This window comes from Desulfatiglans parachlorophenolica (genome assembly GCF_055394735.1).
Window position 1 is genome coordinate 4,764,062 of sequence record NZ_AP042460.1, and the last position, 16,948, is coordinate 4,781,009.

The following is a 16,948-nucleotide window of genomic DNA, read 5'->3' on the forward strand; positions in this document are numbered from 1 at the left end:
TGATATTGCCGATAAATTGTTTGCTTAGAAAATATATCTATTAACACTATCTTTCATTTAGTAGGTAGATAGTTAAATTTAGATATCATTGAAATATAAGAGCGTGGAGCATGCTTCTACTTAAAAATATAAAATTATACTATCATGCGGAAGGTATAAAACAAAGCGAATGGAAATTGTTATAAACCGCTATATTTTGACTGGAAATTTTAGCAAAAATCCTGCATTTGGTGCAGAAACTGCCTTCTATAATGTTCCCCTAGTTTAACAGATCTCGTTACAAATATTTTTGTTTCTCGGAATTCTTTTACCGCCACGCTCTCAATCGACCCTAGTACCAGGTCAACTTCACCTATGCGCTTTCTTTCGTCAAGGAAAAACAACGGCGTGGCGTCTTTGCCCGGCGACCGGTCAATGAAATCCTTTTACGCCTCCTTTCGTTACTCGGTACGTCTTTATCCATTATCCGACCGCGCCGTAAAAATCCTGGAAAGAGGGGGGCGAAACTGAAAATTGCTGCTATGGTTCACATACCCGTAACTTAAATACTTAAGTCAATGACATTTAATGAGGCATAGATCTTTTCTCTTATCATGGCTATGCAAACGAAAAGGGTTTATCCAGGTTTTCGGAAAAGTTCGTAACGTCGCTGCAAAAAATCACCGTTCGGCCTCAGATCGGATTGGCGCGGCAGAATTATACGACGGCCGTGAAGCGCCTGAAGTCCGTGAACCAACATCGGACCGTCGGTGTCTTTCAGAATGTCAGACCGTACCTCAATGCGGTAATCATCGCGAATACCCACGAAGTGGCGGTCGAAAGCGGCGTGATGCAGTTTACACAGCGAAAGACCGTTTGAAACAACCGGCTCTCCTTCTGGATCGATATCCGGTAGAATGTGGGCCGCGTCTAGCAGTTCCCTGTGGCGCAGTCGGCAGAAGGCGCACTGCTCATGGTAGGCCTTTAAAACGCGTTCCCGGAACGAACTCTGGTGAAGCCGCTGGCGGAAGTTGCGGGTAGCGTAGGCGCGGCGAAAATGCTCCTCTATCCGCTCCTGGCTTGGTTCGCTTACTCCGATGAAATTTGAAGCAAATTCATGCCGGACTTCGTCAACGGCCACCGTGAAAGTCAGCCCGACCCGATCGTCAGCTACTATGAACACTGGCCAAGCTGGTACATATTGTCCCGCCATGATCCGATGGAAATAAACCAGGGGCTCACCTTGTTTCATGGCTTTTCGCAATCCGACATTGTCGCGGTGCTCTGGATCGGTTCCACGGTAGCGGTAAAGTAACAGCCCCCCACTGGTAAAGCTGTCGGAATAGGGCCCTGAGGGGACCGTCGTGATCGAAAGCGGCAGTTCCATGCACTTAGGCTTGAAAATTCCCTGCGGTCCAACAAGCCGAATCCTCTTGCCCTCCAGAAAAAAGCCCCCTTGTAGAATTACGCGCGGCAAGGCATCACCGTGTATAGCTCGTTGGGCCTCAAGCCATTGAAATGCTTCCTGGCGTATCCTAAGATCAGAAAGCACCACCGTCGGATTCCCCTTCGTGGCTCCGAAGTCCATTCCGCTTGGATATCCTAAATGCCACCGTTTGGATTGTGGTTGCTATCGAGATCGCTACTCTTCCGCTAATCTTTATATATGGGGTAACTTCCGGTCTAACTTTCTGTCCTAATCATTTTACTTGTCACCCCCAGCCTCACTTGCAATGGCACTAATAAGTCCACTTTGACCTTTGGAGTACATGAAATCCACAATTCCCTGAATGAGCCAATCGATCTTCGCTAATCTATTGGGCTGATTTTGGACAATTGCGCGAGCTTCCTTCATGCAATTCTCAACTTCTTTGAACAGATTGGCGTCCCTCGGATTTTCCGGATCCATAAAGTCAGGCTCCTTGATCCTGAACCTGAGTAGTGTAAGAAAAAGAAATGCTCCTTCGAAAAAGCTATTCGCAATATTCCTATTTCTAACCTGCTTTCGGATTACCTCAGCCGCCCGCATGGCGAAATGCACGGCCATATCGTCTTCCAGTGCGTCATATGCATCCTCTCGATACGACAATACCCTAGCCAGAGAGCGTGAGGATTGTATTGGGAACAGGGATAGACTTTTGATTCCGCTTTTAGATCTCTTGAATATAGCATTGAACAGTGTTGATATATTTTTCTTTTTTGTCATACATCTGCTTGCTGATTCAGCAAAATAATTCCAGGTTGCGCCATATTTGTTTTGACTATTTATCATAAAAAAATGCGTCAGATAATCTATTATTGCATTAGGCGTTCTCGCCCAGAGCCAAGTGGAACGTACAATGTACTTTTCTGTTTCGGGATTTGGAATTAGGCTGCGAAGAAAAGTGTCTGCCCTGGATTCAATTTTGGCGGCGAGCGCTTTCATGACTTCGTTTCCGTATTGAGATCCAGTAAGTCCATTCTCATCAATTTTTATTTCATATGAGTTTGTTTCTGCATTCCAAAAAGAAGAATACAGCGCAATTTTCACATTGTCCAATTTTTGTAAGAATTCACTTTGTAAAACACTATCAGAAAGGTCAATGAATCTTATAAACCTGGAATCTTTAAAGGCATCTTCGCTGATTGTAGCCTCGCGGTGCAACGTCTCTGGCCATCTTAGCGCCGGTTCCGGCAGGTCCCTTGCATCCACTTTTTTCATTCTGGAGTAATCGAAGATCTTAGCCCTGCCTTGGAAAGTCTCCTCTTCTTCAGGAACAATAACCACGCGGGCAAGGCCGCTGGCAGGGCGCATTTCCACTTCGATTGTCAATTTAACGTCTCTATCTGGGATTGAAGGGAATTTAACTATATCGTAGCGGTACGGCGTCTCAGTATCGTTTTCTTGAGCCTCCTTTTGCAAATAGACATGCAAAGCATCGGTTTGCTTTTTCAGGAAGAAACGGTCCGGTATATTACGAGTATAAGCCTGCCCGCCCGCGCATTCTTTGGCTTCCACTACATCTACCCACTCTAATCCACCCCCGGGTTTTTCGGCATATACAGCCAGCCCCGGCAGGGTGTCCAAATATGTGGGAAGCCCCGCAGCTATGCGCTGGCCAAAGAGCCTTGCTCCTGTGGCGACAGGGTCCACTGCTGCATTTGGCAGCCACAGCGTATCTGGACGAGCCTCCTGTAAGCAAGGCAGATTTATGTGGACGTCCTGGAGCCATGTTTGAGCCGTGGAAGCATAGAGCGGGCCGCAGACAACCGCCCCGCGCAGGCGGCCTTGGCGCTGCTGTAGGGCCTCGTTAAATGACCCGATCAAGTGCAGCCCCCAGGTTTTTCCCTTGCTTTCGCGGTGGCGAAGAGGAATGGAACACGATGTTTTGATCAGCTCGTGCAAAAGCCCCCCGCCTTCGATACTGCAACGGGTGGCCTCATCAAACAGGTCCAGGGATGGATGCCAGTACCTCCATCCTTTACCAGTGGACCAGGCCCTTGGAAGCTCCTGCGTTTTCCACTGCAGACCGGCGATGGCAGCCCATAGTTCAGGAAAATTGGTGAAGGCTTGCCAGAATGCCCCATGATCTTTAGAGCATATGGGGTCCGCCTTGACGGCGAGGGCGCAAGCCCACTGCCAGCCGGCAGGGCCGGGTGATTGGCGGGGACGATTGCGCACGGGCAGCAGGAAGCGACGACCCTCGCAAACCTCTTCGCGCAGTTCGAACGATGTGAACTCTATGCCATCCGCGCCCATGTATGCCACGAGCATCCAATCACCAGGCTCGAGGTTCTCAGGCATGGCCTCGTCCAGCCACCGCATAGCTGCAGCCACAGCACGCCAAACCAGTGAGATCCTTTCTCTGACGGTGCCGAATGCCTGCAGCATGGCCTCTTGGTGGAACTCGTCCAGGTGGTTGGGGATGGCCACCACAGCCCGGCTGTCATTATCGGCGTCAAACGCGTTCTCATGCATCAGGCCCCTCACGTGGGCCGATAGAATGTCTGCGAGTGGAATCGATACACCATGACCCACGTTCCAGCGAACCGGCGCTGTTGTGTCCCCTGAATCCACCAGCAGCGACCAGGCCACCGGGATCGGCAATCGCCGAAGCGGTTGACCGGGCTTGACCCTCGCCTCGGGAGGCCAATAGATACCTGAATGCACACGCTCCTGCTCTGCCTCATTGCCGGTTCGGATCTGGCCAAGGGCGCGTTTAGGCAACACTGCGTCCGCCACGTAGAAACCGCTTTTCTTCAGCCCATCGCCCGGACTGGCAACAGAGTCGTTCAAACCGAAAGCGGAAATGCCATACACTCTGGTCATACCAGTCTTCCCAATACTTCTTCGATTACCAAGGCAATCCAATCCACCGCCTCAGCCCAAAACTGCTGACTGGTGGGTATCTCGACAAGATGTACATTCCCATTTTCTGAAGTAATCAAATCAGGTTTCAGCGCGTCCACATCACTGGCAACCACGAAGGCGTAAAGATGAGGGAAGCCCTGTGCACGATCACTCAGAAAATCACTGTGCCGCTTGAGTGCTCTTGCGGCAGAATCTGCGATTGTCTGCCAAGAGGGTCGAGCAGAAGGCGTACAGGCAGCGGTATGCGCTGCCCATACCACCACGACCGATTGCCTTGAGCCGTCCAGCGGGCTGAACACCAGGTAGAGGTGGCCGCCCGTACGCCCAAAGTGCCTCACCAGCCCGTGCTCTTCGGCAAGGTCGGGATGAACAACTTCCAAGGCCAGGTCCCTGCCTGTCCTCCCCCTAGGAGGGCGAACGAGAAAAGGACCGGGTTCAGAGCCCCGCTCTATGCGCATGCCCAGCCGCTGTTCGGACAGAATTTCGAATACTGAAGCCAGGATTTCCTCGAACCGATACCCCACCTTTCCAGCGGTTTCGCCACGCAAGGCCATAAGGGCGGCATTCACCAATAGGCGGCTGATGTCAGTCCAGGTACGCGCCTGCCAGTCCCACAATCGATCCTCCTCGTCCTCCTGCCGCAGCAGTCTGAGGTAGTACTTCCATATGCGTTTGTAGCGGACGTCATTCTGCAGCACGTAATTGGGTTTTGGAATGGCTGGAGGTCTAGAAATATTCGCAAGCTGCGGCAGTTGCCTGAGTTCGGCGCAGATGTTGCCGAAGGATTTGACTTTGCTGCCGCGGTCGGAATGCGTGCGCTGATTCAGGTTGCAGTCAAAATTCAGATAACGCCGGCACTCCAAGCGGCAACGAACCAGAAAGTCCTTGAGTACTTTGTTCTCCAGAGTGTCCAGCGATTCGTAACGTGAAACACCCATAAGCCGGTGCCTGTTAGTGGCTGCTTTTTCTGTGGAGGTGGTGCCGGGCTGTCGCATGTACCATTGCAGACAAGCGGTGTCAGTTTCGGCCACCCGCGGGGCGGGCATCATCTTACGCTCCCGAACAAGGATACGCCGTGCGGCATGTACAATGTTGGGTAAATGCTGCCGCATGGCGTCTGCAACGTGCACTATGAGCGCCATGCGCGGCTCATCTTCACTCTGGGCGAGCTTTTTTATATAATCCGCGATATTGGACCATGGCAGTTTGCCCTGGCGTTGGGTGCCTTTGGACTCCAGAATACATTCGTCGAAGAAATTGGACCAAGCCAGGATGGTTCGGAAAAGTCGGCTTTCGGCCCAGCCGACATCTTCCTTTTGCGCACTAGCCTCTGCATACAAGGTAGATAGAAGTACCTCACGGACACCCTCTTCACTGTGGATGGACAAAATTGTCTTTCTATGGCTGTCGTCCATGTTGTCCGCCGCTTTATATTTCTGCAACGCTGCCTTCTGGGCAACGACGCCATGGGGCGTCTGGTAGAGTTGATAGGCTCCATCGACAGCCTTGAACTTCGGCCCAAAGGGCAAAAACCGTTCGTAGCGCCTGGCCAGCAAAACAGTAGCGTTTTCGGAAACCGATAGTACTGGACTACCGTAGAACGGGACGTTGGCAGAGCCGCGGATAAGGTTAAAGGATTCGTCCCCGTTGCCCACGGACCAGGGCCATAGATGCAGTTGGACGTCAACGGCGCCCTTCATGGCTTATTCATCCTTTAAGGATCTCGTAACGCCTCGCCAGGTGAACATACCTAAATTTTTGCTTTCTTCTATGGCAGATCTGAAAGCTGAGGAGAATTCGCCATCGCTAAGCGAATCGATGACGGTGGCGACCTCCTGCAGGCAGTTCATGGTATTATGCTCGGCCACATCCAACCCTCGCAACTTGGGAATAATCTTCTGCTCCACTTGGTCGGCAAAAGCCAGCTTATATCGATCGTCCTGGCCAGCATCTGGGTAGTTGGATAGATACAAGGCAATGGCGTCTTCGACGCGGTAGCCGAAGGGACGCCCTACCTTCTCGAGTCCGTTATTCAAGCGGCGGATCCAATCTTCCATTTTAGACTGCCATACCTCATTGCCATTAGCCGTTTTGCACCAGTCGTTCCACCGATCATGGGTGAGAAAGGGGCGAGCCTTTTTTTTCTGATTTCGGCTTTTAGGATCCTTGCGCCGCTCGTCTGGCTTTCCGAATCGCAGCACGTTGGAGCGGTCCAGCACCTTATCGGAAAGGGTCTGCGTGGTTTCATCCTCGTTCATGGTGCCTACGAACAGCACGTTCTCCGGCACCCAGATGCGAAAGCCGCGGCCGCTGCCTGGACCAGTATCCAGCTCGATTTCGGCCTTCTCGCGGTGTGCCGTGTTTGCCGGGTTCTCAACCAGGCGGCGCAATTCTAGCTTGGAAAGAAATTCGCTGAAGTAATATTCGGTACGAGCTAAATTCATCTCGTCCAGCAGCACCATAAGTACACGGTCTCTGGGCCAGTCAAAGTCAAAATCGGGAAACTCCTTGGGATCGTAGTTGTAGGGATCCATGCGTACAAGGGCGCGAGACAGCTCCGTGGCTTTGTATTCTTTTTCCAGATAGTTGTAAAACCCAAAGAGATCCTGTGGCGAATCCCAGCGAGGCTGCACGGGAATCACCAAAGAATGCAGGCCCATGTGCTCGGCGTACTTTACTGGCAGCAGAGTCTTGCCCGTTCCGGACACCCCGGCTAGTACGGTTAGAGGATTTATGCTCTGGCATTTAAGGGAGGTGTGGAAAGCTTCGATAACCCGGGAGGGAAAGTAGATCCCACTCTCACGCAACTCGTTCTTGAAGTGTTGCAGGGCTTGATACTCGTCGTCATTGCGCTTGGTAGAGGCGAACTCGCTCGTCTTGAAACAAGCTGCCTTTCGATTCAGCAGATCTTCGTAGGCAGCATGTAGTTCATTGTCTCCCCTGCCGGTTACTTGCCCTTGTAGCTTCTCGATTTCTCTTTCTAGAGATGACTTGTGAGCTTGCAGGCCTGACAGCTTAATTTCGTCGGATTCCAGGCGCTCACGAATATGCTCCAGCAGGTGCTTCTTTTCCTGCACTTCATCATTAGTATTGTTAAGAAGCGTCTCCGCAGAGATGACTTGCTCACGAACCTGCTCAACCTGTTGTGCCGACCTGTGTTTTTCCGCACTGAGCGAATCAATATCATCCGTGAGCGTATGCAATCGGTTTTCCAAGGATGCTCTCTCGTTGTTTAGGGTTTCCATCCGGGCGCGGGTTTCAGACAATTCTGTGGTCGCTCCTTGTAATGCTTCACGCTGGTCCCGTAGATCTCGCAATACCGCATCAAGCTCATTTCTTTTCGAAAATATTTCGCCACTGGTATTTTCCGCAGCTTCTTTAAGATTTGCGACCTTTTCTTCCAAAGGGGCTATATTCCGCTGAAGTTCTTCCATGCATGATTCCAGTTGCGTTTTTTTCAAAGTCAATGTCGAAAGGTGAGCCTCCGTTTCGGCTTTGTCGTGGAGCGCCTGTGCGAGCTCGTCGCGCTCACGCCGGAGCTCAACCAGACGATGCTCAATGCCTTCGGCTTCCGCTTTTTTGACTTCTAGCTCCTTTACATCCTTTTCAAGCCCCGTGATCTTTTGGTCCAACATCCCATTCGTTTGAGAAAGAAGATACCTTTGATTTTCCAGTTCGCCCACTTCCTTGCGTAGTGTCTCGTTTTCCTGATCCTGCTTTAGGCACCGCTGCTCGAGGTCGGTAAGCAAACCCCGAACCCTTTCCTGTTCATCTCGCTCGGAGTTCAGTCGTTGCAGCTCAGCCTTTTGCTGAACGATCCATTCCCGGATGGCGCGGACGTCGGCCTCCAGTTGCTGTTTGCGGGCGGATAGTTGGGCTACATCGCCGGCATCCTTTAAAAAGGCGCGTTGGCGACGCCACCAGTGGGCGTAGAAACCAAACATTATGACAAGGACGACGATGGTCAGTCCTGCGGATAGGATCCAGAGGCCGGAGGGTATGATGGATAAAGAAGTCATGTCTTGCACCGTTTCTTTAATTATTGGAGTTGCCCAGCATTCGGGGACAGTTGGCTACCATTCTGTTCGGTACCTGTTTGTTGATCGTTTGAAGGTTGGGGCACTGCAGGCGCTCGTTCCAGCGAAGCGATAAGTACCTCAAGTCTGCTCTTCAATGCGGAAAGCCCCTGAAGCATGGTTTCCAATTTACGGGATTGGCCGACCAGGGACTCCTCTACCCGGTCGATGCCACCTTTCGCCGTTACCAGGGCAGAGACCTGTGCCTGCAAACTCTTGGTCGCTTCAAGAAGCTGCCCAGCGGCGTCCTGCTGGCCTGTAACCAAAGCGGCAAGTGTCTGGCTCGACTGCTTGATACCAGTGTATTCTTCCTTCATGCCTTGGCTTGTCTGCTGCAATGACTCAACAGCTGGAGCTGTGTTTTTTGCGCTTTCCTCCAGACTGGCCACTTGGGTTTCCGCGGCTTTAACACCACTATCCAGTTCTCCCACCGCCGTCTCCAGCTCATGTGTTACTGATAGCAAATTGCGCTGGACGGACCCCAATTCTTTAAGTGTCGTCTCGGCTTCCTTTGCCATACCCCCCATACGCTCGTTGGCCTCGGTGAAGCCCTTGCCAGCCGTCTGCATTTCACTAACGCCTTCCTCGGCCTTTTGGACTGCTGCGGTGATGTCCTTCACGCTTTCATTCAAAGCACTATTCTGTGTTTCCAAGAATGTCGTGGTGTCCTTGAGCGAAAGCGAAGTCTCCTTGATCGTTTCGGCTGCCGTTTTTAAACCTTCAGCCTCTTGCTCCAGCGCAGAAACGGATCTGTCCGCCTGTATGCTGGAATCCTGCATTTTTTTTAAAACAATCTGAAATCCATCTGATAAACGGGCGAAAGCCTTCTCGTCTTCGGCATAGCGCTCTAGATCGGCCATTTTTTGTTTGACACGGCTTTCCAGACTGGCGACCTCTGCCTCTAGCTCACCTCTGTTCTTGCGCAATTGTGCCACGGCTTTTTCCAGAGTCTCTCGATCCTTTGTGAGCCCTTCCACGCTACCCCGCAGGGCAACCGCTTCCTTGGTCAACTGCTCCACAAGGCGCTGCGATTCATGCGTCTTGGAGTTTAGTTTTTGGTACTCAGCAAGAGCCTGTTCTCTATCCTTGGCCGCTTTTGTGGTTTTGCGTTGGGTATCGTCCAATGCCTCCTGAGCCCTTGTCAAATCTCTTGTTACGGTCTCAAAATTGATCTGCTCCACCTTCAGCTCGCCCTCCAGCGTGGCAATTTCAGCGCCCAATGTTTCCCTCTGTTGTATCAATACAGGAAGTTCCTCATTAATTTTCTGATAGAGGGCCTTTTCCTTTTTAAGCGTTTCCCGCTGATGCTGTAATTCCTGCCGGGAATGCTCCAGGGACACCCGCTCATCTTCCAAGCCGGAAATTCTCCAGCCCATGGCCAGTATCGCCAGGATGACCACAAAAATCACCGCCCCCATGAACCAGAGGGGCGGGAAGGCCTTGTCCAGGGCAGTAGGGGCATCCTGCCGCCTCTCGGGCGCAGGCGGTTCGGCCTGTTGATCGTCAATGTCGTACTTGAAGGAATCGTTCATGCCCGCTCCCATATGGTCTTGATTTTCGCCACGCAGCTGGGGAGATTTTCGCGTAGCTGATAGGTCCAGAACCGGACTACTTTCCAGCCCATGCCCTTGAGTTCGATGTCTCGCCAAAGGTCGTCCTGCTTCCGAGATCCGTCTGGATTGCGGTGGCAATCCCCGTCCACCTCTATGTCCAGCTTGAACGCAGGCGAGCCTTGCCTGATCAAGGCCATGTCAAGCCGTCGATACCGCACGGGGAATTGCGGCATGGGATCTAGTCCCGCTTCTTTCAGAGCATCAAAAAGCATCTTCTCGTAAGGGGACTCGTGCGGATGCCACGGACCCCCCGGGTGATCCGTTTGCATGAGATGCTGGGGCCGGGCCAGGATTTCCACGTGGCGAATGCCACATTTCATCGCCCATTGCCTGTTGCCTACCACATGCAGTACCGCACGCGCTCTACTTGCTGCCACGTTGAAGAGGTTGCCCGTTTCCTGCAAAAAATGCCGTGAGCCACCAGGCATGCCTGGCCCACCGCACAAGCTAAACAGAATGACGTCGCGTTCGTCACCCTGAAACCCATGGGCCGTGTCCACATGCAGCCTTGCCTTGACGAACGCGTCATACCTGACGCCACCTTGAGTGATCACATCCAGGATGCGATTGGCTTGCTGCCTGAACGGCGTGACGACCCCTAAGGTGCCAGGAAACTGCCGATCTTCGAGCAAGTCCCGGACCAAGCGCACTACTTCTTTAATTTCCTCCTCGCAATAGCAGCCGCTGCCCCCTGCACTTTTGACCTCCCCCTGGATCTCTGTCCAGTGGATGCCGACTTTCATGTCTCTTGGGGTCAAAAGCCCTTCGCTACATGTCCCTACACGTAACCTGCCGCCATAGAAAAGCCCGCTGGAATAATCGGCAATGCACTGTGCACTGCGGTAGGTTGTATCCAGAAATATGGGCTCAACCTTTCTTGCCCCAGCGCAGAGGTCGTAGAGGGAACTCTGTGTATAGGCGAATCGCTGGTCTTCCAGGCGTTCCAGCCCCAAATCGCGACGCAGAAAGGTGTCCTTTGCCGGGCTCAACTTGGATGTATGTGTCAGCTGCGATGGATCGCCGATAACTCCCACCCGCCGGGCGCGAAACATAACAGGGATGGCCGAAGGGGTGTCCGATTGACTGGCTTCGTCGATCAGGGCCAGGTCAAAAAGCGCAGGGCAGAAGGGAATTCGGGAGTTTATGGAAAGGCTGGTCACTGCCCAAACGGGGAAGGCGTGTAAAATCTCCTGCCCACTCGAGCGCAGCGCGGTCATGGCCGTGTCGTCCAGCTTGCCATCAGCAAGCCCTGACCTCAAGCTGTTGAGTACAGAGCGCAGACCTGCCAGTTCCGACCTGTCTGCGCCGTCGCGCAGTCCCTGGCGGCTTTTCAAGTCCAGTGAAAGCAGTTCTGGCAGCAACTGCCGAATGCGCTCACTGATGCGTGAAACGGTATTGGTAATCTCATCCGGGGGCCGGAATCCTGAGGCTTGCCGCTCTTTTTCCTTAGCGGTCATGCGTAAAGAGGCATATTCGCCTGTCTGCTTTAACAGCTTCATGTTTTCCGACAGCATTCGCCGCGCTTTCCGGCCATACAATAGTGGCAGTGCCGGCGTGCCGGAAATGCGGCGAAGCCTTTTTCGAAGTCGCACATAGTGAAACAAGATGGCCAGAGTTCGCCAAGGATGGATGCCGTCACCATTGTCCAAGCTCTGAAGGGTACGCTGCAGCGCCTGGGTGGGAAGATTTTGCGGGCAGGCATCGAGAAATTGAGCCGCTTCACTCGGCAACTCCCTATATAAGTAGGCTAGTCTATCTTCAATGGTGCCGAGCGCTTCTGCCAAATCAGCAACCTGTTTCGCCGCCGCGGCCTCGAGCCTCCTCTCTGCCAGCCGGTTATTCAGGTCTTCCATAGCCAAGGATCCTTTGTAGCGTGATTCCGGATCGGCTTGGGCCACGATCATCAACTTGATGGCCTTGGAAAACGTCATTTGCAGGTCGGGGAGTTCCTTGGAGTTTGCTCTGACCACCAAACTTTCGCCGTCGGGACCGACAAGCTTGTTAACCACGGCATCAATGGCTTTATGGTTGCGGCTGGAGATGAGCACAGAATTTCCCTGGAGCCGTTCGTTGGCCGCTGTCCCGGCCACCACCTGGCTTTTGCCCGTACCAGGGGGGCCAGTAACCACCGAGAGGGTGCGGGAAAGCATTGCTTCCACAGCCCGACGCTGGGCCGCGTTGAACGGAAACACTTCCGCCGCCATACCTTCTCCAAGGGTGCTTTCACGGTCATCTTCTCCGGACGTCTCCTTTTCAGTAAAGATGTGGGCCAGAGCCGTTCTGTCCAAGTCTGCGTCCGGTGCCCTGGCAATAGCCCCCAATTCCTGCAGCAGCCCTTTGCTATATCGGGTGCGCTTGGCAAGCATGACCACAGCTCGGTTGTATATACCGCTTTCAAAAGGTTCTCTCAATGCATCGCCCGGCACATCGGACAAATGCAGTACTTCCCGGGTTTTCTCAGGCAAAAATGAAGAGAGGGCGGTGGTGAGCGTCTCCAGACTCGGGGCGACTTCGCCCACCTCGCGCGCGGGCGGGGCTTCATCGTCCGCCTGGACCCGCATAAACCCGCATGCGGAAAGGAAGTTTCGCTGCCGTTCAGCATTTTTCGAAAATGAATACTCCAGCCAGCTGAGATTCACCTCTGGAACAGGGGTTTCAATGGTCAGCCGCAATCCCTGTCCGACTATCTCCGCATGTACGGGGTAGTAAAAGACTGGCCGGACGATGCTTGTGAAAAGACCGTCCTCACCCTGTTTGCAATGTCCAGCCAGTGGGTAACCTATAACAACGTGGCTATCATCAGTTGATGCGGGCAGAGCCTTCAAGAACTCCGACATGTGAGGCCCTATCGGTTGAGTCATTTGCCACCTCACGCCAGGACGAGGCTGCCAGAAGCCTAATCGGCGCAGGTATATGAAAGTCTGGCCCAACTGATTCAAAAAGGCAGAGGCATCTGCTCCTTCCTCGTTGCGAACACACTGGATGTAGTAGCTCATAAGCCGGCGAAACAGCCCCCAGCGCCCGCCAGCCGTGTGCGGAGAAGGGCCTTCTCCTACACCGGGAGCGCTCCAGGGGATATCCGCCCAAAGCTCTTTGTGGGTTTCCCGGGAGAGAGCGGGCAAGGAAAATGAATGTGGATAGGCCACCTCGACAGGTGCTCCTGCCACGGTCCAGGCTCCATTGTGAAACTCCACATCACCTTGGTGAAGCAGTTCACGCAGCTCTCTTAAAACCAAATATTCAGGAATTGGTCCCGATCGGCGCAGCCTGGATTTGATTTGGCGAAACCCCAGAGGACGCGGAGATTGTTTAAGGACTTCTAGAATATCATGGTTGCTTTTAGTTTGTGGGTCTAGCTGCATTGTTTCAGCTTCTGAATTTTTCTTAATAACATCGAACGGTTATTTTTAGTGGCTGGAAAGCGGTTTATACATCTGTAATCTTCAAACGAGTCCATCCTTCTGATCGAGCAGATGTGGAGTATCCTCCGTTTCTATGTCGTGCTGCTGAAACGCCGCCGTGGCAATTCTTCTGGAGCATCCATCTGTCTTTATATTTTTGGTAAAGCCTATTTAGTCCCTCTCAAACCCATGGGTGGAAAACTTCAAAGTTATGCTGTTCTCCGTCACCGTTCGCACAACATACTCTGGGGCCCCATCCGGAATTCTCGCCTCGATCTCAAGTGTGACTTTTACATCAGCACCCGTAAGGCCTACGAGATGAGCTATAACCTCCTCGGCGATGCGGCTTGCATCACGTCCAACGCGGGTCGAGTCGAGTTCTACGCTCCCATGGAATCTTTTCGGTCCGGTAGAAATCGGCGGAGTGGTGGTTATCTCGGGTGATCCCCCGCCTGTACCGTTGGTATGCGTGTTTCCTCCAGAGCTTCCGCCTCCGGACGTTGAGCCAGAACCTGTGTCTTTACTCTCCTTCTCTTTTTCAGCATCAATCTGGCTTCTGGCCACATCTGGTTTGACGAGCACTCCTGGGGCGTCCGGATCCACCAAAGTTCTCCGCTGAGAGGTCTGCAACCCACGGTAGCGTTCCCCAGCCTCGTCAAAACTATCCGCATAGGCAAAGGAATCGTATTCCCAGGTAATCAGACCTAGCCCGTCGGTAATCGCGTTCAAAAGCACCGAAGGCTCGGATAACCGCGGCAAATAGGGGTATTTGGCAAAGTCTTCGACAAGCTGCCGGATGGCCACATGATTCCCCCTCCAGAGGGGTACGCGGTCCAGCTCGAGGCGGAGTCGGGTGCCGGCAAGGGAGATGACCAGAAGCTCCTCGTTCTTGAGCTTTTTGCTTGCGCGAACAGCAAGCGGGTCTTGACCGGTGAGGCGAATCGCCTGCCACTCTACTGGACCCTGCGGAGAATTCTGCACCGGAACGATCAGCCACTGGTAGGTTTCTGGGAGCCGCGCAACCACGGTACTATCAGCCGACTGCTTTTGGGTCTCGGCCTGTTTTACCTGGTGGGGGGAAAGATCAAGGGCATCCTTCTCGAGGAGGATCGATTCCCAGGCAAGATATCTCCGCACAGCATCGTCCAAGTCCTGCAGCCGAGCGGTGTCGGGGGCGAGGAAAACAAGCGTGTTTCGGAAAAGTCGGGGGGTTGTTCCCCGAGACTCATACAGGGCTTTGGCGGCCTTGATGGCCTCGTTCCCAGGGTCCTTGCTGCATGGATAGTCGGGGCCAAGCACCACAAGACGGGTATCGAGATCGTCCGGGATATCCGCTCCCGTGCGGGGCATGGGGTGAATGCGAGGGAAGTCTCCCCGCTTAGCGAGGCTTTCCCGCAGGCGCTTTTCCATCTCCACTGCCACCTTGTCAGGGTCTCGTTTCAGCTGATCGGCGCGGTCTTCGGCAAGCTTTGTCACCGTAGGCTGGGTCGAGTACCAGACCCGGGGCCCGTCCTGGTAGAGGTAGGTAGCTGTTGATGCCAGGCGGCGCAGGGCGTCTCCGAAGACGGCGGGGGATTCCCCCGGGATTACACAGCCGAGTTTCACCCTTCTATCTTCAATGCCGCGGTTGGCCACTGACGAGGTGGGCGCCGATCCCATGTAGATCGTACGGGCCACCCGGCGGCAGGCGGCAAATTTGCCGAGGTTCGGCAACTCACCGTCAATTCGGAGTGGGAGAGCATTCGGGCCATCCACGTCCTTTTCAATCACCGGCACCCAGTTGTCTGACAGGTAGCGCGTCAGTTCGAACTGCACCCGCTGATCATCGATCGGGATAAGAGAAGGCATGATCAGGGGGTTCCGGTCCCCTTTTTCCCAGAGGGAATGGATGACCGAGGCCATCAGGCGCAGCACCCCCCGGGTGCGCTGAAATTTGATCAGGGTCGACCAGTCGGTATAGAGCCGGTCGAAGACTTCGGGATGGATCGGGTAGGCGGCCTTGAGGCGCTGCTCGTATTCCGGATCCCGGCATTCGAGCGGAAATTCCTGGTGCTGTGTCCGGTAGAGGTCAAAAAAACCGCGCGCGACTAAATCGCGGTGTTTGAACTGCTCAGGGGTTACGAGTGGTTCGAAAAGACGCCGCCTCACGATCTCGAAGCCCTCTTCAGCGCTTGCCGGCCGCCAGGAAGACTCGAGGCGCCCGACGACATTGCGGAGGCGGTCAAGGGCCTCCCGCCCGCGGACACCTCCCACCTCAGCATCGTCAGCCTTGGCATGGGGCGATCCGGTGGTATCCGATGCCGGGATGCTGATCACGAGCAGGCAATTCCCGGCAAGTTTCGCCGATTCGGTCAGGACTTGCGCAAAAGAGAACTGCGTCTCGAACGTGCCCGCTGGAAGATCATCGTGGTCATGGAGCTGCCGTGCATAGGCGACCCATTCATCGATAAGAACCATCGAAGGGCCATACTCCTTGAGAAGTTCCCGGAGAACATCCCCGGGGCTCGTGGCTTTCTCATCGTCGGCGGCGATGCGCTGATAGGCTTGTTTTCCTCCGAGCTGCCAGGCAAGTTCCCCCCAAAGCGTCCGGACCACCGTCCCATCGGTTTTTGTCACCGGGTTTCCGGGGGAGATTTTATTCCCTACGAGGACCACCCGATTTACGGCGGGCAGGGTTGTAATCCCTGCTTCCTTCATCACGGCGTCGATCCCGAGGAGGTTCCCTGGCGTTATGCCTGAGAAGAGGTGGTAGAGCGCCAGCATGGAGTGCGTTTTCCCGCCCCCGAAGTTTGTCTGGAGCTGTACGACCGGGTCACCTCCAGTGCCGCTCAGCCTTCTCACTGCACCGACCAGGAGTTCTTTCAGGCTGACCGTAAGATACGTGCGTCTGAAAAACTCGGCCGGGTCCTTGTACTCGGCTGTCCCCTCGCCCAGGTGCACCTGCCAAAGGTCAGCGGCGAATTCCGCCTGCTGGTATCGTCCGCTTGCCACATCCGGGTGCGGGTTTACCACTTCCCGCCAGGGTTTGAGGGCCCCCGTGGCCTGGGTTTCGATGGCCGTCCCGGCGCTCTTCCGTTTTTCCCCCCTTACCTGCTCATCGAAGCGCAGGCGGAGGAGTTCCATCTTCATCTTTTCGATATCAACGCTTTGCGGGGCGGAGACCGCCATCAGCAGGCGGCCGGCCGAGTCCATGACGCGGTAGGTATCGTCGCTCGAGAAGGCCTCCTGGTGGGCCCATTTGTTCCGGTAGTCCCTGAGCTCGCTTACCAGGCTGCGCTCGACCGGCCCGAGGGTCCTCCCGAAAACGCTGTTCCAGGCTGCCCACATGAGCTTCAGGAGCGCCGCAACGTCCCACTGGCTAACGGATTTGCCGGCAAGCAGCCGGTCATCCCCCATGAAGCTAATGGTCTGGGCTTGTGCGCTTTCACGGTAGATGCTCTTCATCTCCCGCTCGATGAAAGGGGCAAGCCCCGCTTTGAGCATCTCCAAAGCCTTTCCGACACGTTCGTGGTTGGTCATAGCCATGGG

The 16,948-nt window shown here is 54.1% G+C and carries 7 protein-coding genes; all 7 read right to left on the reverse strand.

Annotated features, from left to right (window positions below):
* Nucleotides 1–616: 616 nt before the first annotated feature.
* The 7 genes from ACZ500_RS22125 to ACZ500_RS22155 all read right to left on the reverse strand — a co-directional run bounded on the left by ACZ500_RS22125 (nt 617) and on the right by ACZ500_RS22155 (nt 16,945).
* On the reverse strand, nt 617–1,567 hold the full coding sequence (locus ACZ500_RS22125; protein WP_464229592.1) for an HNH endonuclease: 951 nt from the start codon (nt 1,565–1,567) through the stop codon (nt 617–619).
* 117 nt (nt 1,568–1,684) lie between these two features.
* Nucleotides 1,685–4,288 carry a hypothetical protein gene (locus ACZ500_RS22130; RefSeq protein ID WP_464229593.1) on the reverse strand — a complete coding sequence of 868 codons (2,604 nt, stop codon included), beginning with the start codon at nt 4,286–4,288 and terminating at the stop codon, nt 1,685–1,687.
* A complete protein-coding gene (locus ACZ500_RS22135; RefSeq protein ID WP_464229594.1) occupies nt 4,285–6,030 on the reverse strand; it encodes a DUF2357 domain-containing protein in 1,746 nt (581 codons plus the stop codon). The genes ACZ500_RS22130 and ACZ500_RS22135 overlap by 4 nt, the downstream gene beginning before the upstream one ends.
* Nucleotides 6,031–6,033: 3 nt before the next feature.
* The gene (locus ACZ500_RS22140) at nt 6,034–8,274 is read right to left on the reverse strand and encodes an McrB family protein (RefSeq protein ID WP_464229595.1); all 2,241 of its coding nucleotides are present in this window, start codon (nt 8,272–8,274) and stop codon (nt 6,034–6,036) included.
* 95 nt (nt 8,275–8,369) lie between these two features.
* Nucleotides 8,370–9,938 carry a hypothetical protein gene (locus ACZ500_RS22145; protein WP_464229596.1) on the reverse strand — a complete coding sequence of 523 codons (1,569 nt, stop codon included), beginning with the start codon at nt 9,936–9,938 and terminating at the stop codon, nt 8,370–8,372.
* A complete protein-coding gene (locus ACZ500_RS22150) occupies nt 9,935–13,381 on the reverse strand; it encodes an AAA domain-containing protein (protein ID WP_464229597.1) in 3,447 nt (1,148 codons plus the stop codon). The genes ACZ500_RS22145 and ACZ500_RS22150 overlap by 4 nt, the downstream gene beginning before the upstream one ends.
* A gap of 210 nt (nt 13,382–13,591) precedes the next feature.
* On the reverse strand, nt 13,592–16,945 hold the full coding sequence (locus ACZ500_RS22155) for a Swt1 family HEPN domain-containing protein (RefSeq protein ID WP_464229598.1): 3,354 nt from the start codon (nt 16,943–16,945) through the stop codon (nt 13,592–13,594).
* Nucleotides 16,946–16,948 lie beyond the last annotated feature (3 nt).

Bases quoted from the DNA above. Each gene is read 5' to 3' on its own strand.
- ACZ500_RS22125 (WP_464229592.1), bottom strand. From the start codon at position 1,567: ATGGACTTCGGAGCCACGAAGGGGAATCCGACGGTGGTGCTTTCTGAT.
- ACZ500_RS22130 (WP_464229593.1), bottom strand. From the start codon at position 4,288: ATGACCAGAGTGTATGGCATTTCCGCTTTCGGTTTGAACGACTCTGTT.
- ACZ500_RS22135 (WP_464229594.1), bottom strand. From the start codon at position 6,030: ATGAAGGGCGCCGTTGACGTCCAACTGCATCTATGGCCCTGGTCCGTG.
- ACZ500_RS22140 (WP_464229595.1), bottom strand. From the start codon at position 8,274: ATGTTTGGTTTCTACGCCCACTGGTGGCGTCGCCAACGCGCCTTTTTA.
- ACZ500_RS22145 (WP_464229596.1), bottom strand. From the start codon at position 9,938: ATGAACGATTCCTTCAAGTACGACATTGACGATCAACAGGCCGAACCG.
- ACZ500_RS22150 (WP_464229597.1), bottom strand. From the start codon at position 13,381: ATGCAGCTAGACCCACAAACTAAAAGCAACCATGATATTCTAGAAGTC.
- ACZ500_RS22155 (WP_464229598.1), bottom strand. From the start codon at position 16,945: ATGGCTATGACCAACCACGAACGTGTCGGAAAGGCTTTGGAGATGCTC.